Raw genomic sequence first — 19,249 nt, forward strand, 5'->3', positions numbered from 1 at the left:
CCCGTTCGGTCGCCGCAACCGCCGGAGAAACCCGCGAGGCTGGAGGCCCGATGGCACCGAATCCAGGGACACCGAACCGAGGGGCACCGAACCAACCGGCGGCCAACGAAGCGGCACCGATCGAATCCGCGCCGTACAGTTCCTCGCCACACAGCTCTGCGCCGAACCGATGGGCGGCGGCCGCCGGGGCAGCTGCTGCCCTGCTGGGAACCGCGGCCGGCGAACTGGCCGCGGCGTTCCTGAGCCCTTCCGTCTCGCCGCTGACTGCGGTTGGATCGGCCGTCATCGACGTGCTGCCGCCGGTGGTGAAGGACGCGGCGATCGCGGTCTTCGGGACGGCGGACAAGGCCGCGTTCTTCGTGGCCATGGCGCTGGTCATCGCGGCCCTCGGCGGCCTCGCCGGAGTGCTCGAAGTACGACGGCGGTTCGCCGGCAGCGCTGTCATTCTCGCCTTTGCGGCGGCGGGCGCGGCGGCCGTGCTGGCCAGCCCGCAGGCGGAGCAGCTGGCGTTGGCCGCCCCGGTGGTCGCCGGCATCGTGGCCCTGGTAATGCTGCAGGTCCTGGTCCGGCGCTGCGTCCTAGCCGCCGACGCTCAGTCGCGGCCGGCCGGTCCGGGGCAGGACCCGGCCCGCCGCACCTTCCTGTTGTGGCTGGGAGGTACCGCGGCAGCGGCGGCGCTGACCGCCGTCGTCGCTTCGAGCATCCGCGGCGCCCAGCAGAGCGCTGCCCGCCTCCGCCAGGCCTTCCGGCTTCCCGCCCCGGCTGATCCTGCGGAAGCGATCCCGGCAGGCGCGACGCTGCCGATAGCCGGCATCACGCCGCTCGTGACGCCCAATCCGGACTTCTACCGGATCGACACTGCCCTCGCGGTGCCCGTGGTCAATGTGGACCAGTGGCGGCTGCGCGTGACCGGCATGGTCGACGAGGAAGTGGAGCTGGACTTCGATGAGCTGGCGGGCCAGGTGCTGACGGAGCGGTACATCACGCTGTGCTGCGTCTCCAATCCGGTGGGCGGCGACCTGATCGGCAATGCGAAATGGCTGGGCTGGCCGGTCCGGGACTTGCTGGCCAGGGCACGCCCGCAGACCGGGGCGGACATGGTGCTCTCGCGCAGCGTGGACGGCTGGACCGCTTCAACACCGCTGGAAGTGCTGACCGACGAGCGGGACGCCCTGCTGGCCATCGGCATGAACGGCCAACCGCTGCCGCTCGAACACGGCTTCCCGGTGCGGCTGGTGGTGCCCGGGCTCTTCGGCTACGTCTCCGCCACCAAGTGGGTCACCGAACTGAAACTGACCCGCTTCGAGGACGAGACCGCGTACTGGACCACCCGGGGCTGGAGTGCCCGGGGACCGGTGAAAATGAGCTCGCGGATCGATACGCCACGCAACGGCGGACGGCTCGAGCCCGGGGAGGTGGACATCGGCGGTGTGGCCTGGTCCCAGCACACCGGCATCAGCGCCGTGCAGCTGCGGATCGACGACGGCGCCTGGCAGGAGGCCGAACTGGGCGACCCCATCTCCGCGGACACCTGGCGGCAGTACCGGTACCGGTGGAACGCGCCGGCAGGCCGCCACCGGCTCCAGGTCCGCGCCATCGATGCCGCGGGCATGGTCCAGACCGGCGAGAGCGCCCCGGTGGTGCCCGATGGAGCCACCGGCTGGCATACGGTGAGCGTGACCGTCGCTTAGGATGGCTCCTGAAGAGAAGGGAGTCCGGCGTGGCCGCTACAGTAGCTGAGCACCGCAAGGCGGTCACTGAGCTGGTCCGCGCCGCCGTGCAACGCAACCGCCGGCCGGATGACACGGTCGGACTGCTCGAGGCCCGCCACCGGATCCTGGCCCGGGACATTACCGCCCCGGTCAGCTTGCCGCCCTTCGCCAACTCGCAGATGGACGGCTACGCGGTGGACAGCGCGGCAGCCGGCGGCCGGCCGGAGTTTGCGGTGGCCGAAACCATCGCCGCAGGTTACCCGGCTCCGCCGCTGGCCGCCGGCTTCGCGGCGCCGATCATGACCGGGGCCATGCTGCCGGCCGGAGCGGACGCCGTCGTCCCCATTGAACAGGCGGACCCGGATGGTTTCCGCACGCCCGCCCCTGGGCTGACGGTGAGGCTGCCGGCCAGCGTTCCGGCCGGCCAGTTCGTGCGCGCCGAGGGCAGTGACATTGTCGCCGGCACGCTTGCCCTCGCCGCCGGCACGCGGCTCAAGCCGGCCCAGCTGGGACTGCTGGCGGCGCTCGGCGTCGCGGAGGTTGCGGTGCGGCCGCGGCTGCGCGTGCTGCTGCTGAGCACCGGCGACGAGGTCATCGCACCCGGCGGCACCCTGGTTCCCGGACAGATTTTCGATGCCAACACCACCCTGCTGGCAGCCGGGCTCGCCGAGGCCGGCGCGGACGTGGCCGGCAGCCGGATCCTGGCCGATTCCCCGGAGGACTTCCTGACCCGGCTGCACGAGGACCTGGAGCGCCAGCAGCCGGATTTGTTACTGACCTCCGGCGGCATCAGCAAGGGTGCCTTTGAAGTGGTCAAGCAGGCCCTCGCCCGCGACCAGGTGGAGTTCGGCCCGGTGGCGATGCAGCCCGGCGGACCCCAGGCCATCGGCACGGTGGCCGGCGTGGCCTATCTGGGCTTTCCGGGCAACCCGGTCAGTTCGCTGGTGTCCTTCGAGACTTTCCTCCGTCCGGCGCTCACCGAGGTGCTGGGCGACCCGGAGCCGCGCACCATCCTGCACGTGCCGCTGGCCGAGGCGGCCCAGTCGCCGGCGGCCAAGCACCAGATCCGGCGCGGCCATTACGACGGCGGCTCCGTCACCTTGATCGGCGGTCCCGGCTCGCATCTGCTTCACGCCCTGGCAGCGTCCAACGCGTTGGTGCATTTTCCCGTCGGCGTAACGGAGGTCCCGGCCGGGCGGAACGTGGAAGTATGGCTGTTATGAGCGAGCAGGACCGGTTGACCCATGTCCGCGAGGACGGCACGGCGCACATGGTGGACGTCAGCGCTAAGGCTGAAACCACCCGTGAAGCCACCGCCCAGGCAGTGCTGGCTACGCGGGCGGACGTTGTCTCCCTGCTGGCCTCCGGTGGCCTGCCCAAGGGGGACGCCCTGGCGGTCAGCCGTGTGGCCGGCATCATGGCCGCGAAGCAGACGCCGTCGCTGATTCCGCTGTGCCACCCGCTGCCCATCAGCAAGGTCACAGTGGACTTCTTCCCCGGCACCAGCGAGGTGCGGATCGAGGCGACCGTACGCACCCGCGGAGTCACCGGCGTCGAAATGGAGGCGCTCACCGCGGCCTCGGTGGCGGCGCTGAGCCTGTACGACATGATCAAGGCCGTGGACAAGCACGCCGTCATCGGTGACATCAAGGTGCTGGCCAAATCCGGCGGCAAGAGCGGGGACTGGACGCTGTGAGCACCGGACCCAGCACCGGCACCGCCAGCAACAGCACCGCTAGCACCATCGGAGGCGCGGGCACGCGGCGTACCGCCGGCGTCGTTGTCGCCTCCACCCGTGCGGCAGCCGGGACGTATGAGGACCGCAGCGGGCCGATCATCACCGAGTGGCTGGCCGCCGAAGGCTTCGAGCCGCTGCCCGTGCGCGTGGTCCCGGACGGCCCCGAGGTCAAAGCTGCGCTGGCGGACCTGCTGGCCGAGGGCGTCCGGATCATCATTACCAGCGGCGGCACCGGACTGACCCGCGACGACCGCACACCGGAGATCACCGCTGCGCTCCTGGATAAGGAAGTCCCGGGAATCATGGAAGCAATCCGCGCGGCGGGCCGGCCGCACACGCCACTGGCCGCACTGAGCCGCGGGGTGGCAGGGGTGGCAGGCGGGACCTTCATCATCAATCTTCCGGGCTCGCCGGGCGGCGTCCGCGACGGGCTCGCGGTACTGCAGCCGCTGATCGAGCACATCTGCACGCAACTGGAAGGCCGCCGCGACGCCGGACACGAAGGCGCCGGACACGAAGGTGCCGGACACCTGGCCGCCGCGGAGAGCTCCACCCACACCACCAGCCACAAAACCGGAGGGCATCATGGGCACTAGCGAAGTGCTGTACGCAGGGGTCGCCGATTCCCCCTTGGACGCTGCACAGGCGATGGCCGCAGCGGAGTCACCCGAATGCGGCGCCGTCGTGACTTTCAGCGGCGTAGTCCGCAACCACGACGGCGGGGAAGCGGTGTCCGCACTGGGCTACTCCGCACACCCCAGCGCGGGCCGGGTGATAGCCGAGGTCGCCGCCGACATTGCAGCGAAGTACGACGGCGTGCGCATCTGGGTTGCGCACCGGATTGGATCGCTGCAGATCGGGGACCCGGCGCTGGTGGCCGCCGTCGCCTCCGCGCACCGTGCCGAAGCGTTCGCAGCGGCATCGGAACTGGTGGACACCGTCAAGGAGCGGGTACCGGTCTGGAAGGAACAGCATTTCGCCGACGGACGTACCGAATGGGTAGGCATCGGCCAGTAGCGATACGCTGGAAACCATGACTGAACAACTTGCGGTGGCCGTGCTCGGTGCCGGCGGACGAATGGGCGCAGAGGCGGTCAAGGCCGTTGACGCCGCCGAAGACCTCAAACTTGTGGCGGCACTGGGGCGCGGGGACAGCCTGGATTCACTGGTCGGCACCGGCGTGCAGGTCGTTGTGGATCTGACCACGCCGGACAGCACCGAAGCCAACGTACGTTTCGCCGTCGAACACGGCATGCACGCCGTTGTCGGAACCACCGGCTGGGACGAGCAGAAACGCCGTAACCTGTCGGCACTGCTGGAAGCGCACCCGGGAACCGGTGTGCTGATCGCGCCGAACTTCGCGCTGGGCTCGGTGCTGGCCTCCGCGTTCGCCGCCAAGGCCGCCAGATACTTCGAATCGGTGGAGATCATCGAACTGCACCACCCCGACAAGGTCGACGCGCCCTCCGGCACCGCAGTACGCACCGCGCAACTGGTCGCCGCATCGCGCGAAGAGGCCGGCGTTTCCGCCAGCCCCGACGCCACCACCAAGTCCCTGGACGGCGCCCGCGGCGCGGACGTGGACGGGGTGCGGGTGCACAGCGTGCGGCTGCGCGGCCTGGTGGCGCACCAGGAAGTGCTGCTCGGCGGCCCCGGGGAACAGCTCACCATCCGGCACGACTCGTTTGACCGTGCTTCCTTTATGCCCGGAGTCCTGCTGGGCGTGCGCGCCGTGGCGGCCCATCCGGGATTGACCTACGGCCTGGACGGATACCTTGACCTCAATGACTGACTCCGCAAGCCCGGGAACCGGCTCCGCTTCCTGGTATTCGCGCCACGGCGAGAAGATCTGGGTCTCGGCCATCATCTTCCTGCTGCTCGCGTACATGGCGCTGACTGTGCACCGCGCCTGGCTGCTCCTGCAGGACCCGCAGCCGGTGGCGATTGCCCTCGGCGCCGCCCTGCTGGTGCTGCCGGCGGTAGGTGCCTGGGCCCTCATCCGCGAAATCCTCTTCGGCTCGCGCATGTCCAAACTGGCCAAGATCCTTGAGGCTGAGGGCGGGCTGCCGGTGGATAACCTGCCGCGCACCCCGGGGGGACGCATCGTCCGCGAGGCAGCGGATGCCGAGTTCGAAAAGTACAAGCTTGAGGCCGAGGCCGCGCCGGAGGACTGGCGCAGCTGGTTTCGGCTCTCCTGCGCCTACGATGCCGCCCGGGACCGCAAGCGCGCCCGCGAAGCCATGCGCAAGGCCATCGAGCTCAGCCGCAGCTGAAACCGCGTTCCCGCATGGACCGGCCCACCCGCCTCATCACCTTGCAGGATGCCGCGGTGCTCGCGGACCTGTTGAGCGCCAACAGGAAGTTCCTTGCACCTTGGGAGCCGGTACGGGCCGATGAGTATTTCACCGCTGACGGACAACGCGGAGTTATCCGCGGCATTCTCCAGGAGCACCGCCAGGGTATGTGCTTGCCGTAAGTCATCCTGAACGGGGCGGGCGAGGTTGCGGGCCGCATCACGCTCAACGGCATTGTCCGGGGAGTGTTCCAGTCATGCAGCATGGGCTACTGGGTGGATGCTGGGCATAACGGCCGGGGACTGGCCACCGCGGCGGTCCGATCCCTTGCGCTCACCGCCTTTGAGGACCTGGGGCTGCACCGTGTCCAAGCCGAGATCTTGCCCCACAATGCTGCTTCGAAGCGGGTCCTGGAGCGTAACGGCTTCGCCCGGTACGGCACTGCGCCGTCGTATCTCCGGATCGCCGGCCGGTGGCAGGACCATGATCTGTACCAGTTGCTGGCGGCCGAAACAGCCCAGGTGCTGCCGCCGTCGTAAGCTGGATACGTAGCCGAAGTGGCGCGTGTCAGCTGTATTGGCGGTGGCCGCCGCGGATGGCGTCGCGGGTTGCCCTCGAGGTGGTGGATGTGATGAATTCGAACGGTCCGCGCCGGTCCAGCACGTGCAGCGTCGTGCCCACGGAGAGGGCCACGATGACCTGCACCCAGTAAATTTCGTTGTCCCCGGGCCAGACCGCATTCTTCGGGATGAGGCTCATGACCCAGACATGCACCGTGTACAGGGTCAGCGTCATGGCACCGGCGCCCGAGAGCGGCAGCAGCAGATTCGGTTTCTTCGTGGTCAGCAGCAGGCAGATGGCAAGCACCACCGCTGCCGTACCGGAGGTATGCAGCAGATCGAAGGTTGTGCCGGAATGCGGGCCGGAGATTCCCAGCCACCACCACGAATCGTCCGTGTCCACCCAACTGAGGTTCACCTGGTAGATCAGGGCGAAATCCGCGCGTTCCGCAGCCTCGGTGGAAGCCAACTGGCGGTAGCCGCCCAGGCCGTCCATGATGAGCCACGAGCCGGCCTTGGCCAGCGCCGCTGCCGACAGGCCGCCGGAAAGCAGCCACAGCTGGACCGCGGCGCGGCGGATATCCAGCCGGCCGATGACAAGTCCAACCAGGATGTAGCCGAGCCACTGCAGTACGGGGTAGTACCCGGTGACGAAGATGTCGGCCAGGAACCTGGATGGGATAAAGACGTCGAGAATCATCGGATTGTGCCCCAGGCTCTCCAAACCGAGCGTGTTTTCCAGCCACGGGCGCAGCAGATAGGCAGCCACGGGGGAGAGCAGCAGCCAGCCGCCGGCCCACGCTGCCAGCACGGGCAGGCGCAGCTGCAGGAACGGCAGGGCACAAAGGAACAGCACCGCATAGTGGACGAGGATGACCGCAATGCTGACGCTCAGCATGCCAAGCATCAGACCAACGACGGCGATAATGGCCGCGCGCACCGCGATTCCGGACCGGTCGGCCAGCAGCGACCGGCCGCTGTGCGGGCGGCTGCCGCCGGTCAACAGGCCAAGCCCGACACCGGCCAGGACCGCGAAGAGGGCAGAGGACCGGCCGGAGAGCACCAGACCGCTGAAACTGGGCTCGGGGTTGGCACCGGCGGTCCACAACGGAAAGATATGGGTGGCCATCATGCCCAGCAGGGCCAGGCCCCGGGCAGCGTCGATTCCGGCCAGCCGCTGCCCGGCGGAACCGCTGTGTGTGGATGCCATAATCCGATATTCTCACAGCCCTCTGTATGGGGGCTTGCGGCGTAACAATCGCAGCGCCGCAAGGTGTAAGCGCTGCCGTGATACGAAACTCCCCGGGGCCGTTGCGGCAAACCGAGGTCCACGCGGTAACGTTTTGTCTATGTCTGAGTCTTCTTCCCGTGAGTACACCTTCGGATCTTTAGTGACTGCCATGGTTACCCCCTTCAATGAGAAGGGCGACGTGGATTATGAGGTCGCTGGAAAGCTGGCCCTGAAGCTCGTCGAGGACGGCTGCGACGGACTGGTGGTCACCGGGACCACGGGGGAGACCTCCACTCTGCTCGACGAGGAAAACCTTGGCATGTTCCGGGCAGTGGTCGACGCAGTAGGCGGACGTGCAAAGGTCATCGCCGGCTCCACCACCAACGACACACGGCACTCCATCCGTCTGTCCCAGGAAGCGGCGAAACTGGGCGTGGACGGACTCCTGGTCACCGCGCCGTACTACAACAAGCCCAGCCAAGCCGGTGTCCAGGCGCACATCGAAGCCATCGCGGATGCGGTTGATCTGCCCGTAATGGTCTACGACATCCCCGGCCGCGCCGGCATCCGGATCGAGACCGAGACCCTGTACCGGCTGGCCGAACACCCGCGCATTGTCGCGCTGAAGGATGCCAAGGCGGACTACCAGGAGACCACGCGCGTCCTGGCGAACACCGATCTGGATGTGTACTCCGGCGATGACTCGCTGACGTTGCCGCTGATGGCCGCCGGTGCCGTCGGCCTCGTGTCGGTCAGCGCCCACGTTGCGACGGCGCAGTACCGCGCCCTGGTCGATGCCATGCATGCCGGTGATCTGGCGACTGCGCGCAGGCTGCACTTTGAGCTGGATCCGGTCCAGCGGGCCGTCATGACGCACATCCAAGGGGCGGTCGCATCCAAACTCATTCTTAAGTGGCAGTCCGTACTGCCCAACTCGGTAGTCCGCTTGCCTCTGGTTGAGCCGTCCGACGCCGAGATCGCACTGATCCGCGCAGACCTCGAAGAGGCCGGCTGGAACCTGGAGGTCTGATCCAAAGTATGAGCGAGTCCACAATTACAGAGCTACGTACCCCGCCAAAACTCGCCGAGGGTACCCTGCGGGTAGTACCGCTGGGAGGCCTGGGCGAGATCGGCCGGAACATGGCGGTGTTCGAGATCAATTCGAAGCTGCTGATTGTGGATTGCGGTGTCCTCTTCCCCGAAGAGCACCAGCCCGGCGTGGATCTGATCCTGCCGGACTTCTCATATATCGAAGACCGGCTGGACGACATTGTCGGTGTGGTCCTGACCCACGGGCATGAGGATCACATCGGCGCGGTTCCGTACCTGCTGCGCATGCGCCAGGACATTCCGCTGATCGGTTCCCAGCTGACGCTGGCACTGGTCGAGGCGAAGCTGACCGAGCACCGTATCAAGCCCTACACGCTGATCGTTTCCGAAGGCCAGATCGAGCAGTTCGGGCCGTTCGAGTGCGAATTCGTGGCCGTCAACCACTCCATTCCGGACGCGTTGGCTGTTTTCATCCGCACGGCCGCGGGCAATGTGCTGCACACCGGCGACTTCAAGATGGACCAGTTGCCGCTGGACGGGCGCCTGACGGACCTGCGTGCCTTCGCCCGGCTTGGCGAAGAAGGCGTGGACCTGTTCATGTCGGATTCGACCAACGCCGACATCCCCGGGTTCACTACCGCGGAAAAGGAAATCGGACCGGTGCTGGAACGGCTCTTCGGGCAGGTCCAGAAGCGGATCATCGTCGCGTCGTTCTCTTCGCACATCCACCGTGTCCAGCAGGTGCTCGATGCCGCCGCCGCCCACGGCCGCCACGTAGCTTTTGTCGGCCGGTCCATGGTCCGCAACATGGCCATCGCCGAGAAGCTGGGCTACCTCAACGTACCGCCGGGCATCATTGTCGACCTGAAAAACGTCGAAGACTTCCCGGATGATCGCATCGTGCTTATGTCCACAGGCTCCCAAGGGGAGCCAATGGCTGCCCTCTCGCGGATGGCCAACGGGGACCACCGGATCCAGGTGGGCAAGGGCGACACCGTGATCCTCGCGTCCTCGTTGATCCCGGGCAACGAAAACGCCGTCTTCCGGATCATCAACGGCCTGCTTAAGCTGGGTGCCGAGGTGATCCACAAGGGCACCGCCAAAGTCCATGTCTCCGGCCATGCCGCTGCCGGTGAGCTGCTGTATTGCTACAACATCCTCAAGCCCAAGAACGCGATGCCCGTCCACGGCGAAACGCGCCACCTGATCGCCAACGGCAACCTGGCACGGCAGACCGGCGTGGCCGACGAGAATGTCCTGCTCGCCGATGACGGCAGCGTGGTGGACCTCGTCAACGGCAAGGCGCGCATCGTGGGCCAGGTCGAATGCGGCTTCGTCTATGTGGATGGCTCCAGCATCGGCGAAATAACCGACTCGGACCTGAAGGACCGCCGGATCCTGGGCGAAGAAGGCTTCATTTCGGTGATCACCGTGGTCAACCGCAGTACCGGCAAGATTGTCTCCGGTCCGGAAATCCATGCGCGCGGTTTCGCCGAGGACGACGCGGTCTTTGACAACATCAAGCCCCAAATCACTGCCGCTCTGGAGGAGGCCGTGGTCGGGACGAAGGAGCACACCACCTACCAGCTGCAGCAGGTGGTCCGCAGGGTCGTGGGTACGTGGGTCAACAAGCGGCATCGCCGGCGGCCCATGATCGTGCCGGTCGTGCTCGAGGCCTGATCTGCTTTCTGCAGCACCGGGGGCACGCCGCCAGTGCTGCAGTCGGTGCGCCCGGCGCGCCCGTGATTCGGCTGACACCTGCTCGCGCTGGACGGCAAATCCCCCAGTTGCCTGGCCTTTGCGGGTAACGTATCCGATATGGCGACTCGTACTTCTCCTGCCAAAAAAGGCACCCAGCAGTCGCGCGGTAAGAACTCAGGCAGTGCTTCGCGCTCTACTGCGGGACGCGGCGCGGCCAAAACCAAAGCTCTCAATGTGCAGCCGGAGGACCACCTTCCGCTGCCGTTGAGGATGGTCCGCGGCGCTTGGATGGGTACCGCGCACATCGTCGCGGCGGGCATCCGCAAACTCGGACCGGATGTGCACCCGGACAAGGAACTGCGCCGCGACGGTACTGGTTTCTTCATGCTCCTGCTGGCCGTGGTCATCGCGGCGGTTGAATGGTGGGCCCTAACCGGCGGTTTCGCCGACGTCGTCCACGCTGTGGCCGGCGGGACGTTCGGCTGGATGGCATTGCTGCTGCCCGTTTTCCTGCTGATCTTCACCGTGCGCCTGATGCGCTCCCCGGAGGATGCCCGCGGAAACAACCGGATCGCCATCGGGCTGACTCTGATGACGCTGTCCGGATCAGCCCTGGCACACGTCATCGGCGGCGAGCCCGGCCTCGCCGACGGACTGGATGCGCTGTGGGCGGCCGGCGGCATGGTCGGTTTCCTCATCTCTTCGCCGCTCGCCACCATCAACATGTGGCTCGCGGTTGCGGTCTACTCTTTGCTGGCCTTCGTCAGCCTGCTCATCGTTACCGCCACGCCGTTCCGGCATATCCCGGCCCGGCTTCGCGCCCTTTACGAGGGCCTCATGGGCCAGGACCTCAACGAGGTCACGGCCAACGGCCATGACCAGAGCTACCTCTATGAATCGGACCGGAGCGAGCCGAAGGCCAAGAAGCCCCGGAAGCGCCGGTTCGGCCGGGACAAGCATGCACCCGAAGAGGAAGAGCATGACGAGGGCTACTACGGCGACGAGGCCTTCGAGACTCCCGTCATCGAAGACGAAGACGCTCCGAGTGCTGCAGCGCCGGGACCGGCCGCCCCTAAGGTGCCGCCGGGCGTGCGCCGTCCCACCCAGTCCGAACTCGCCGCCGAGAAGCTCAAGCGCGATCAGGGCCTCATGCCGGAGGGTGCCACCGAGGCCCTCCCCGTTGTGCTCCCTGCCTCGACCGTGAGCGTGGCGGCAGTCCCGGCCAACCCGGTCCAGCCGCAGCCGCCGGCGACCCCCATCCCGCAGCGGACCGAGCAGCTTCAGCTTTCGGGCGACGTGGCGTACACGCTGCCGCCCTCGGATTACCTGCCGGCGGGACCGCCGTCCAAGGAACGCTCCGAGGCCAACGACGCGGTCGTTGCCGCGCTGACCCAGACGCTGGACCAGTTCAAGGTGGAGGCCCGCGTGACCGGGTTCTCCCGCGGCCCGACCGTGACCCGGTACGAAATCGCACTCTCGCCGGGCACCAAGGTGGAGCGCGTGACGGCGCTGTCCAAGAACATCTCCTACGCGGTGGCCAGCTCGGACGTCCGGATCCTGAGCCCCATCCCGGGCAAGTCCGCCATCGGCATCGAAATCCCGAACACGGACCGTGAGACGGTGTCGCTCGGTGACGTGCTGCGGTCCAACAACGCGCGCAAGACGGACCATCCGATGGTCATGGGCGTGGGCAAGGACGTCGAGGGCGGCTACGTGGTGGCCAACCTCGCGAAAATGCCCCACCTGCTCGTGGCCGGCGCGACCGGCGCCGGTAAATCCGCGTTCGTGAACTCCATGGTCACCTCGATCCTGATGCGCTCGACGCCGGACGAGGTCCGCATGGTCATGGTGGATCCGAAGCGCGTGGAACTGACCGCCTACGAAGGCGTCCCGCACCTGATCACGCCCATCATCACCAACCCGAAAAAGGCCGCCGAAGCGCTGCAGTGGGTGGTCCGCGAAATGGACACCCGCTACGACGACCTGGCCAATTTCGGCTACAAACACATCGACGACTTCAACAAGGCCGTGCGCAACGGCAAGGTGATCCCGCCGGAAGGCTCCAAGCGGATCGTCAAGCCGTACCCGTACCTGCTGGTGATCGTGGACGAGCTTGCCGACCTGATGATGGTCGCCCCCCGTGACGTGGAAGATTCCATCGTCCGGATCACCCAGCTGGCCCGCGCTGCCGGCATCCACTTGGTGCTCGCCACGCAGCGCCCTTCGGTCGATGTCGTGACCGGCCTGATCAAGGCCAACGTGCCCTCCCGCATGGCGTTTGCCACGTCGTCGGTCACCGACTCCCGCGTGGTGCTGGACCAGCCGGGCGCCGAAAAGCTGATTGGCCAGGGCGACGCGCTCTTCCTGCCGATGGGAGCAAACAAGCCCATGCGCGTCCAGGGCGCCTGGGTCAGCGAGACCGAGATCCACAAGGTTGTCGAACACGTCAAGAGCCAGCTGCAGGCGGTGTACCGCGAGGATGTCGCCGTCGAGGCGCCCAAGAAGCAGATCGACGACGACATCGGGGATGACCTGGAGGTGCTGCTGCAGGCCACCGAGCTGGTCGTGACCACGCAGTTCGGCTCCACCTCGATGCTCCAGCGTAAGCTCCGGGTCGGTTTCGCCAAGGCCGGGCGATTAATGGACCTGCTCGAGTCCCGCGGCGTGGTGGGACCGTCCGAAGGCTCGAAGGCCCGCGACGTGCTGGTGAAGCCGGACGACCTCGCCGTGACGCTGGCTGCGATCCGCGGCGACGATGTTCCGGCAGCCGCCGCACCGGGCGCGGATCCGATGACGGATGCTCTCGCCGACAACGCCAATGCCAACCACAACTTCGACCAGGACGGGCCCGAGGATCTTGTCCAGGCAGATCTGGACGCCAGGGCCCAAGCCACGGAGTATTACGACGACGATGACGACCAGGGATCGGAAGATGCCTGGAGCCTGACCGGCAGATAGACGGGTAACCTTAGCGTCGTGACTGATTCACCTGCCCATCCGGTGCCCACGCTCAACATCGCCAACGTCCTGACGACGCTGCGCATCCTCCTGGTGCCGGTCTTCATCTGGCTTCTGCTCGCGGACAACGCCGAGCATGGGCTGTTCCGGTGGCTCGCCGTCGTCGTTTTCGCCGTTGCTATCTACACGGACAAACTGGACGGCGACCTGGCCCGCAGCAGGGGGCTGATCACCAACTTCGGCAAGATTGCCGATCCGATCGCCGACAAGCTACTGATCGGGTCCGCCCTGATCCTCCTGTCGGTCCTCGGCGAGTTGCCTTGGTGGATCACCGTGGTCATCCTGGTGCGCGAACTCGGCATCACTTTGCTGCGGTTCGTGGTGATCAAGTACGGCGTCATGCCGGCGTCGCGCGGCGGCAAGCTGAAGACCGTGCTCCAGACCCTTGCCATCTTCCTGTATCTGCTGCCACTGGGAACCTGGCTGGGGGAGTGGGCGGTCTGGATCGCCTTTATTGTCATGTTGGTGGCGGTGCTGGTCACGGTGGTGACCGGCGTCGACTATGTTCTCAAAGCCGTCCGGCTGCGGTCCGGGGCTCGGCGAGAGGCCGGAAAGTGAACGAGCATACGCTGGCGCAGCAGGTTGTCCTGGCAGCGGTGGCGGACGGCGTGAGAATCGGCACGGCCGAATCGCTGACCGCCGGAATGATCGCTTCCGCGCTGGCTACCGTTCCAGGCGCCTCGGCTGCCTTGCAGGGCGGCATCGTGTCCTACCAGAGCGAGGTGAAGTCCGGCGTGCTCGGTGTTGATCAGGACCTGCTGGCCACAGAGGGTGCGGTCCACGCCGATGTGGCCAGGCAAATGGCTGAAGGAGCCCGGCGGGTCCTTGGCGCCGACATTGCTGTTTCGACCACCGGTGTGGCGGGTCCGGAACCGCACGGGGGCAAGCCGGTAGGCACCGTGTTCATTGGAACTGCCGACGCCGACGGTTCGGACGCCGTCGCCTTTACCTTCAGCGGCGGGCGGGCGGAAATCCGTGCCCAGGCGGAAGAAGCCGCCTTGGAGCAGTTGCTGGAGGCCATCCAGCGGACCACGGCGGCGCGTGGTCAAAGGTGACCTATCCCGCACCTTTCATGTCACGGGAACAAAATAATTGGCCCAGTAGTTATCAAAGGTGTCAGCAACTGTTACGGTAGTTGGCCTAAGCTGGAGACAAGCGGCAGCAGCCGCCAAGCATTGAGGGAGTAAGGCGATACAGATGGTCAAGCAACCCGTGTCCGTAAACGGCGTCGTCCGTTGGCGTGATGTGGGTCTGACGGAAGAATCCCACCGGGAGCAGAAGGAGCGCAAAATGGTAGTGCTACGCCACGAGATCGGTGACGTCTTGCGCGACGTCCGGCAGCGGCAGGGCCGCACCCTGCGCGAAGTTTCACACAGCGCCCGTGTTTCCCTCGGTTACCTTAGCGAAGTGGAGCGTGGCCAGAAGGAAGCATCTTCAGAGCTTCTCTCGTCCATCTGCTCGGCACTTGATGTTCCGCTTTCCCTGATGCTCCGCGAAGTCAGTGATCGTGTCGCCGATGCAGAGGGTGTCGTCATACCGGATACCGTGCCGCAGGAACTTTCCCGCGAGTTTGTCGCCGACATTCCGGACGAACTGCCGGACGGCCTGAGCCGCGGGCTCGCTTCCGCGCGGTCCTAACAAGCCAATAAGCGGGCCGGTTACCTGGGATCAGGTAACCGGCCCGTTCTTTGCTGCGCGCATTGTTGTGTCTGCGGCGCGGCGCGCAGCCTGAATCATGGTTGGTCGTGCGCCACCGGCTGTTCATGGGCATAGGACTCGTTGAGGCGGTCAAGCAACTGGGCAAGGGACGTCAGATCATCCACGCTCCAGTCGCCCAGCCGGTCATGGAAGGCTGCCTTCCTGGCGGTCTGGGCGGAATGCAACTTCTCCCGTCCGGCTTCGGTCAAGGTAATGGCCTGGGCGCGGGCGTCCAACGGATCCGTTTCCTTCTGGACCAAACCGAGCTGCTCGAGCAGTGCGACCTGACGGCTGACGGAAGGCTTACCCACCCCGATGCTGGCTGCCAGCTCGGTCAGGCGCATCGAGTCTTCCCGCTGCAGCAGCATCAGCAGGCCGTACGCGGCCGGCTCCATGTCCGGATGCACCTGGCGTGCCACGCGATGGGAGTTGGCTCGGGCGCGGCGCCACAGAAGACTGAGCTGTTGTTCCAGGGCGTCGATTGCGACGTCGAAGCCAGTCTCGTCCGGTGCGGGATCCTGTCGGGTCATGAAGCCATTGTAGTGAGGCGGCGGAACTCCCGTCGCAGCCGCCGCCGTGAGAGGATGGAAGGGTGCGCATAAGTGACTTTTGGCGACTAATGGATGATGAATTCGGGCCGGGCTATTCGCGCGTCCTTGCTTCGGATTTGGTCCTGACAAGCCTCGGCGGGAGGACCGCCGCGGCTGCTCTCGAAGCGGGCATACCGCCAAAGTCAGTCTGGCTGGCTGTGTGCGAGATGCAGGATGTGCCGGCCGAACGGCGTCTGGGCCGCGACATTAAACCCTCCCGCTAATTCCGACACGCCTAGGAGAAATTCGCAGATGTGTTCGAACCAGCGCTTTTGAACGGATATGCTCCTACACAGAGGCTGGAATCCGCGCCTGATGCGCGAATTATCCACAAATGACATCCCTGATCAGATTCTGTCAGTGCGGAAAGCTACGGTCAGAGTGAGCAATGAACATGGCCCTGCCGGGCCCCAAGATACCGAGGTGAAGAATGGCCGCACCAGCTGACCGCGAGAAGGCTTTGGAAGCAGCGCTTGCACAAATTGATAAGCAGTTTGGCAAGGGTTCGATCATGCGCCTCGGCGATGACACTCGGGCACCGATCGAAACCATTTCCACCAGTTCCATTGCACTGGACGTCGCCCTGGGCATCGGCGGACTGCCGCGGGGACGCGTGGTGGAAATTTATGGTCCGGAGTCTTCCGGTAAGACCACATTGGCACTGCACGCTGTTGCCAATGCGCAGCGCAATGGCGGCATCGCCGCGTTCATCGATGCGGAACATGCCCTGGATCCCGAATATGCCAAAAAGCTTGGCGTGGATACCGACGCTTTGCTCGTGTCACAACCGGATACCGGCGAGCAGGCGTTGGAAATCATGGACATGCTCATTGGCTCGGGGTCGTTGGACATCGTCGTCATCGACTCGGTTGCGGCGCTCGTTCCGCGTGCCGAAATTGAAGGCGAAATGGGCGACACCCACGTCGGGCTCCAGGCACGGCTGATGAGCCAGGCTCTGCGTAAGATCGCCGGCCGGTTGCATCAGAGCAAGACGACCGCGATCTTCATCAACCAGCTGCGCGAAAAGATCGGCGTCTTCTTCGGCAGCCCGGAGACGACCACCGGTGGTAAGGCCCTGAAGTTCTACGCCTCGGTGCGTATAGACGTTCGGCGGATCGAGACCTTGAAGGAAGGCTCCAACCCCGTGGGTAACCGCACGCGGGCCAAGATCGTCAAGAACAAGATGGCACCGCCCTTCAAGCAAGCGGAATTCGACATACTGTACGGCATCGGCATCTCCCGCGAGGGCGGCCTGATCGATATGGGTGTTGAGCATTCCCTGGTTAGGAAGTCCGGAGCCTGGTTTACCTACGACGGTGACCAGCTGGGCCAGGGTAAAGAAAATGCGCGTAGGTTCCTGGTAGACAACCCGGACCTGGCAGACGAGATCGAACGCCGGATCAGGGAGAAGCTGGGCATTGGGGTTGTGCCGGACGAGGGCGAAGGCGGGGAGCCCAAGCTCAAGGCCGTCGACGGCTTCTAGCCTGCCGTGACCGGCAAACGAGGCAGGGCTGCTGGGCCGACTCCCGGCAGCCCTGCGGATCAGACTTCCGAAGCGGACCCGCATGAGGTGGCGCGCTCAATAGTCCTGCGCCAGCTTACGATGGCTCCCCGCAGCAGGAAGCAACTGGCGGAGAAGCTGGCCGAGCGCGACGTGCCCGCTGACGTCGCGACTGCCGTGCTGGACAGGTTCGAAGAGGTGCAGCTCATTGATGACGCTGAGTTCGCCCGAATGTGGGTGCGCAGCCGTTCCCAGACACGGGCGCTGGCCCGTGCGGCACTCAAGCGGGAGTTGTCGGACAAAGGCATCGACGGAGAGATAGCGGAAGAAGCGCTCGACCAGCTGACGCCCGAGGACGAGCTGGACAGCGCCAGAGAGCTGATCCGCCGGAAAATCCGACCTGACTGGAATCTGGGCGACCGCCTCGTTAGGGACAAGCACGTTCGGCGTCTGGTGGCGATGCTGGCCAGGAAGGGCTATCCGCCGTCGATGGCGTATCGCGTCGTGAACGAGGAACTTGATGCTCCGCAGGAGCCCTGGGACTGACATGCCGGCCGTTTGCCCTGGCTCCTCCGGCGCCGATTGTGGCGACCTGCTGCGCAGGTCTTACCCTTAAGAGGTGAGCGTGACCATCCCTGCCCCCGAATCGATCCTGCCCGAAGGCATCCAGCGTACGTATCAGGTACGGACCTTTGGCTGCCAAATGAACGTGCATGACTCCGAACGCCTGTCCGGCCTGTTGGAGAATGCAGGTCTGGTTGAAGCGCAAGGCGGCCAGGCCGACGTCGTTGTTTTCAATACCTGCGCAGTACGCGAAAACGCGGACAACAAGCTGTACGGAAACCTCGGCCAGTTGGCTCCTGTCAAGGAGCAGAACCCCGGTATGCAGATCGCCGTCGGCGGATGTTTGGCGCAGAAGGACCGGGAGACGATCCTCAAGAAGGCGCCGTGGGTTGATGTGGTCTTCGGCACGCATAACGTGGGCTCGCTGCCCACGCTGTTGGAACGGGCGCGGCACAATAACGAGGCACAGCTGGAGATCCTCGAATCCCTGGACGTTTTCCCCTCCACGCTGCCGACCAAGCGGGATGCGGTCTACTCGGGCTGGGTCTCCATTTCAGTGGGTTGCAACAACACCTGCACGTTCTGCATCGTTCCCTCGCTTCGAGGCAAAGAGCGGGACCGCAGACCCGGGGACATCCTGTCCGAAATCCAGGCACTGGTCGACGACGGCGCCATCGAAGTCACGCTGCTGGGGCAGAACGTGAACTCCTACGGCGTCGAATTCGGCGACCGCGGTGCGTTCGCCAAGCTGCTGCGCGCTTGCGGTGATATCGAAGGTCTCGAGCGGGTGCGGTTCACCAGTCCGCATCCTGCCGCGTTTACCGACGACGTCATCGAGGCGATGGCGGAAACGCCCAATGTCATGCCCCAGCTGCACATGCCGTTGCAATCCGGTTCGGACAAAGTGCTCAAGGACATGCGCCGTTCCTACCGGTCAGCCAAGTTCCTGGGCATCCTGGACAAAGTCCGGGACCGTATTCCGCACGCAGCCATTTCAACTGACATCATCGTCGGATTCCCCGGGGAAACCGAGGAAGACTTCCAGGCAACGCTGGATGTGGTGGAGAAGTCCCGCTTCGCGACCGCATTCACGTTCCAATACTCGAAGCGTCCGGGGACACCGGCTGCGGAGCTGCCCGACCAACTTCCCAAATCAACGGTCCAGGAACGCTATGAGCGCCTCACGGCCTTGCAGGACAGGATCTCCGCGGAGGAGAACGCCAAGCAGGTAGGACGCCGGGTCGAAGTCATGGTCACCGCTCAGCAGGGACGCAAAGCCAGCGAGACCCATCGGCTGTCGGGCCGGTCCCGCGACCAGCGGCTGGTCCACTTCTCGGTGCCGGCAGGCGCAGAGCCACCGCGCCCCGGGGACCTGGTAACAGTGGCCATTACGGAGGCTGCACCGTTCCATCTCGTTGCCGATCCGGGCAGCGCCGCGGATTACTCACTGCGCCGCTCCCGTGCGGGAGATGCTTGGGACCGCTCCCAGGCTGATTCCTGTGGTGTGCCTTCGGCAGGGGCCGCCAGCGGGGCCAAGGCCGCAGTGTCCCTGGGGATGCCGGTGCTGCCTGTCCGCAGCAACTAACCCGTCG

Annotated in this window: 21 protein-coding genes; 19 read left to right on the forward strand and 2 right to left on the reverse strand. The window is 65.7% G+C overall.

All coding sequences use genetic code 11. The features are described 5' to 3' along the window. Positions 1–50 precede the first annotated feature (50 nt). The 9 genes from AC3A4M_RS18325 to AC3A4M_RS18365 are packed head-to-tail and all read left to right on the forward strand — an operon-like array spanning position 51 to position 6,283. Positions 51–1,691 (forward strand): molybdopterin-dependent oxidoreductase, encoded by a 1,641-nt coding sequence (locus AC3A4M_RS18325; RefSeq protein ID WP_498737523.1) that lies wholly within the window; start codon positions 51–53, stop codon positions 1,689–1,691. A 29-nt stretch (positions 1,692–1,720) separates the two neighbouring features. Continuing rightward, positions 1,721–2,935, forward strand: coding sequence for a molybdopterin molybdotransferase MoeA (locus tag AC3A4M_RS18330; protein ID WP_498737525.1), 1,215 nt, complete (start codon positions 1,721–1,723; stop codon positions 2,933–2,935). Continuing rightward, positions 2,923–3,408, forward strand: coding sequence for a cyclic pyranopterin monophosphate synthase MoaC (gene moaC, locus AC3A4M_RS18335; RefSeq protein ID WP_498737526.1), 486 nt, complete (start codon positions 2,923–2,925; stop codon positions 3,406–3,408). The genes AC3A4M_RS18330 and moaC overlap by 13 nt, the downstream gene beginning before the upstream one ends. Further along, the gene (locus tag AC3A4M_RS18340; protein ID WP_498737528.1) at positions 3,405–4,046 is read left to right on the forward strand and encodes a MogA/MoaB family molybdenum cofactor biosynthesis protein; all 642 of its coding nucleotides are present in this window, start codon (positions 3,405–3,407) and stop codon (positions 4,044–4,046) included. Before moaC ends, AC3A4M_RS18340 begins: the two co-directional genes overlap by 4 nt. Further along, on the forward strand, positions 4,036–4,467 hold the full coding sequence (locus AC3A4M_RS18345; protein ID WP_074702705.1) for a molybdenum cofactor biosynthesis protein MoaE: 432 nt from the start codon (positions 4,036–4,038) through the stop codon (positions 4,465–4,467). Before AC3A4M_RS18340 ends, AC3A4M_RS18345 begins: the two co-directional genes overlap by 11 nt. 16 nt (positions 4,468–4,483) lie before the next feature. Further along, on the forward strand, positions 4,484–5,242 hold the full coding sequence (gene dapB / locus AC3A4M_RS18350; protein WP_498737530.1) for a 4-hydroxy-tetrahydrodipicolinate reductase: 759 nt from the start codon (positions 4,484–4,486) through the stop codon (positions 5,240–5,242). Continuing rightward, entirely contained in the window at positions 5,235–5,723 is a 489-nt protein-coding gene (locus tag AC3A4M_RS18355; protein WP_498737531.1) for a tetratricopeptide repeat protein, read from the forward strand. The genes dapB and AC3A4M_RS18355 overlap by 8 nt, the downstream gene beginning before the upstream one ends. Before the next feature lie 14 nt (positions 5,724–5,737). After that, complete coding sequence (locus tag AC3A4M_RS18360; protein WP_498737533.1) at positions 5,738–5,926, forward strand: hypothetical protein; 189 nt, start codon at positions 5,738–5,740, stop codon at positions 5,924–5,926. Positions 5,927–5,932: 6 nt separating this feature from the next. Beyond that, positions 5,933–6,283, forward strand: coding sequence for a GNAT family N-acetyltransferase (locus tag AC3A4M_RS18365; protein WP_498737613.1), 351 nt, complete (start codon positions 5,933–5,935; stop codon positions 6,281–6,283). Between the two features lie 28 nt (positions 6,284–6,311). Here the strand turns inward: AC3A4M_RS18365 and AC3A4M_RS18370 are convergent, their stop codons facing one another. Then, positions 6,312–7,514, reverse strand: a complete 1,203-nt coding sequence (locus AC3A4M_RS18370; RefSeq protein WP_498737535.1) for a heparan-alpha-glucosaminide N-acetyltransferase domain-containing protein — start codon at positions 7,512–7,514, stop codon at positions 6,312–6,314. 139 nt (positions 7,515–7,653) lie between these two features. On the opposite strand from AC3A4M_RS18370, the gene dapA reads away from it, so the two are divergent. The 6 genes from dapA (at position 7,654) to AC3A4M_RS18400 (ending at position 14,942) form a co-directional block, all read left to right on the forward strand. Beyond that, a complete protein-coding gene (gene dapA, locus AC3A4M_RS18375; RefSeq protein ID WP_498728550.1) occupies positions 7,654–8,565 on the forward strand; it encodes a 4-hydroxy-tetrahydrodipicolinate synthase in 912 nt (303 codons plus the stop codon). Between the two features lie 8 nt (positions 8,566–8,573). Further along, complete coding sequence (locus AC3A4M_RS18380; RefSeq protein WP_498737537.1) at positions 8,574–10,265, forward strand: ribonuclease J; 1,692 nt, start codon at positions 8,574–8,576, stop codon at positions 10,263–10,265. A gap of 138 nt (positions 10,266–10,403) precedes the next feature. Next, on the forward strand, positions 10,404–13,244 hold the full coding sequence (locus AC3A4M_RS18385) for an FtsK/SpoIIIE family DNA translocase (protein ID WP_498737539.1): 2,841 nt from the start codon (positions 10,404–10,406) through the stop codon (positions 13,242–13,244). Between the two features lie 18 nt (positions 13,245–13,262). Then, the gene (pgsA, locus tag AC3A4M_RS18390; protein ID WP_498728547.1) at positions 13,263–13,862 is read left to right on the forward strand and encodes a CDP-diacylglycerol--glycerol-3-phosphate 3-phosphatidyltransferase; all 600 of its coding nucleotides are present in this window, start codon (positions 13,263–13,265) and stop codon (positions 13,860–13,862) included. Next, the gene (locus AC3A4M_RS18395) at positions 13,859–14,359 is read left to right on the forward strand and encodes a CinA family protein (protein ID WP_498737540.1); all 501 of its coding nucleotides are present in this window, start codon (positions 13,859–13,861) and stop codon (positions 14,357–14,359) included. Before pgsA ends, AC3A4M_RS18395 begins: the two co-directional genes overlap by 4 nt. A gap of 142 nt (positions 14,360–14,501) precedes the next feature. Beyond that, positions 14,502–14,942: a helix-turn-helix domain-containing protein gene (locus tag AC3A4M_RS18400; protein ID WP_074702696.1), complete on the forward strand. Its 441-nt coding sequence runs from the start codon at positions 14,502–14,504 to the stop codon at positions 14,940–14,942. Between the two features lie 95 nt (positions 14,943–15,037). Here the strand turns inward: AC3A4M_RS18400 and AC3A4M_RS18405 are convergent, their stop codons facing one another. Then, entirely contained in the window at positions 15,038–15,532 is a 495-nt protein-coding gene (locus tag AC3A4M_RS18405) for a MarR family winged helix-turn-helix transcriptional regulator (RefSeq protein WP_169996361.1), read from the reverse strand. 62 nt (positions 15,533–15,594) lie between these two features. Here AC3A4M_RS18405 and AC3A4M_RS18410 point away from each other — a divergent pair, with 62 nt between their 5' ends. From AC3A4M_RS18410 to miaB, 4 genes are all read left to right on the forward strand, one after another. Further along, entirely contained in the window at positions 15,595–15,816 is a 222-nt protein-coding gene (locus tag AC3A4M_RS18410; protein WP_139006003.1) for a DUF3046 domain-containing protein, read from the forward strand. 206 nt (positions 15,817–16,022) lie between these two features. Next, positions 16,023–17,075, forward strand: a complete 1,053-nt coding sequence (recA, locus tag AC3A4M_RS18415) for a recombinase RecA (protein WP_498737544.1) — start codon at positions 16,023–16,025, stop codon at positions 17,073–17,075. A gap of 87 nt (positions 17,076–17,162) precedes the next feature. Beyond that, positions 17,163–17,639, forward strand: a complete 477-nt coding sequence (locus AC3A4M_RS18420) for a regulatory protein RecX (RefSeq protein ID WP_498737546.1) — start codon at positions 17,163–17,165, stop codon at positions 17,637–17,639. Positions 17,640–17,712: 73 nt separating this feature from the next. Continuing rightward, positions 17,713–19,242, forward strand: a complete 1,530-nt coding sequence (gene miaB, locus AC3A4M_RS18425) for a tRNA (N6-isopentenyl adenosine(37)-C2)-methylthiotransferase MiaB (RefSeq protein ID WP_498737548.1) — start codon at positions 17,713–17,715, stop codon at positions 19,240–19,242. Positions 19,243–19,249: the final 7 nt, after the last annotated feature.

Source organism: Arthrobacter sp. Soil_C_60 (assembly GCF_057656375.1).

Excerpts from the sequence above, each read along its gene's own strand:
- AC3A4M_RS18405 (WP_169996361.1), bottom strand. The coding sequence starts at position 15,532 with ATGACCCGACAGGATCCCGCACCGGACGAGACTGGCTTCGACGTCGCA.
- AC3A4M_RS18360 (WP_498737533.1), top strand. The coding sequence starts at position 5,738 with ATGGACCGGCCCACCCGCCTCATCACCTTGCAGGATGCCGCGGTGCTC.
- dapA (WP_498728550.1), top strand. The coding sequence starts at position 7,654 with ATGTCTGAGTCTTCTTCCCGTGAGTACACCTTCGGATCTTTAGTGACT.
- moaC (WP_498737526.1), top strand. The coding sequence starts at position 2,923 with ATGGCTGTTATGAGCGAGCAGGACCGGTTGACCCATGTCCGCGAGGAC.
- AC3A4M_RS18385 (WP_498737539.1), top strand. The coding sequence starts at position 10,404 with ATGGCGACTCGTACTTCTCCTGCCAAAAAAGGCACCCAGCAGTCGCGC.
- AC3A4M_RS18345 (WP_074702705.1), top strand. The coding sequence starts at position 4,036 with ATGGGCACTAGCGAAGTGCTGTACGCAGGGGTCGCCGATTCCCCCTTG.
- AC3A4M_RS18380 (WP_498737537.1), top strand. The coding sequence starts at position 8,574 with ATGAGCGAGTCCACAATTACAGAGCTACGTACCCCGCCAAAACTCGCC.
- AC3A4M_RS18400 (WP_074702696.1), top strand. The coding sequence starts at position 14,502 with ATGGTCAAGCAACCCGTGTCCGTAAACGGCGTCGTCCGTTGGCGTGAT.
- AC3A4M_RS18325 (WP_498737523.1), top strand. The coding sequence starts at position 51 with ATGGCACCGAATCCAGGGACACCGAACCGAGGGGCACCGAACCAACCG.
- dapB (WP_498737530.1), top strand. The coding sequence starts at position 4,484 with ATGACTGAACAACTTGCGGTGGCCGTGCTCGGTGCCGGCGGACGAATG.
- AC3A4M_RS18370 (WP_498737535.1), bottom strand. The coding sequence starts at position 7,514 with ATGGCATCCACACACAGCGGTTCCGCCGGGCAGCGGCTGGCCGGAATC.
- recA (WP_498737544.1), top strand. The coding sequence starts at position 16,023 with ATGGCCGCACCAGCTGACCGCGAGAAGGCTTTGGAAGCAGCGCTTGCA.
- AC3A4M_RS18355 (WP_498737531.1), top strand. The coding sequence starts at position 5,235 with ATGACTGACTCCGCAAGCCCGGGAACCGGCTCCGCTTCCTGGTATTCG.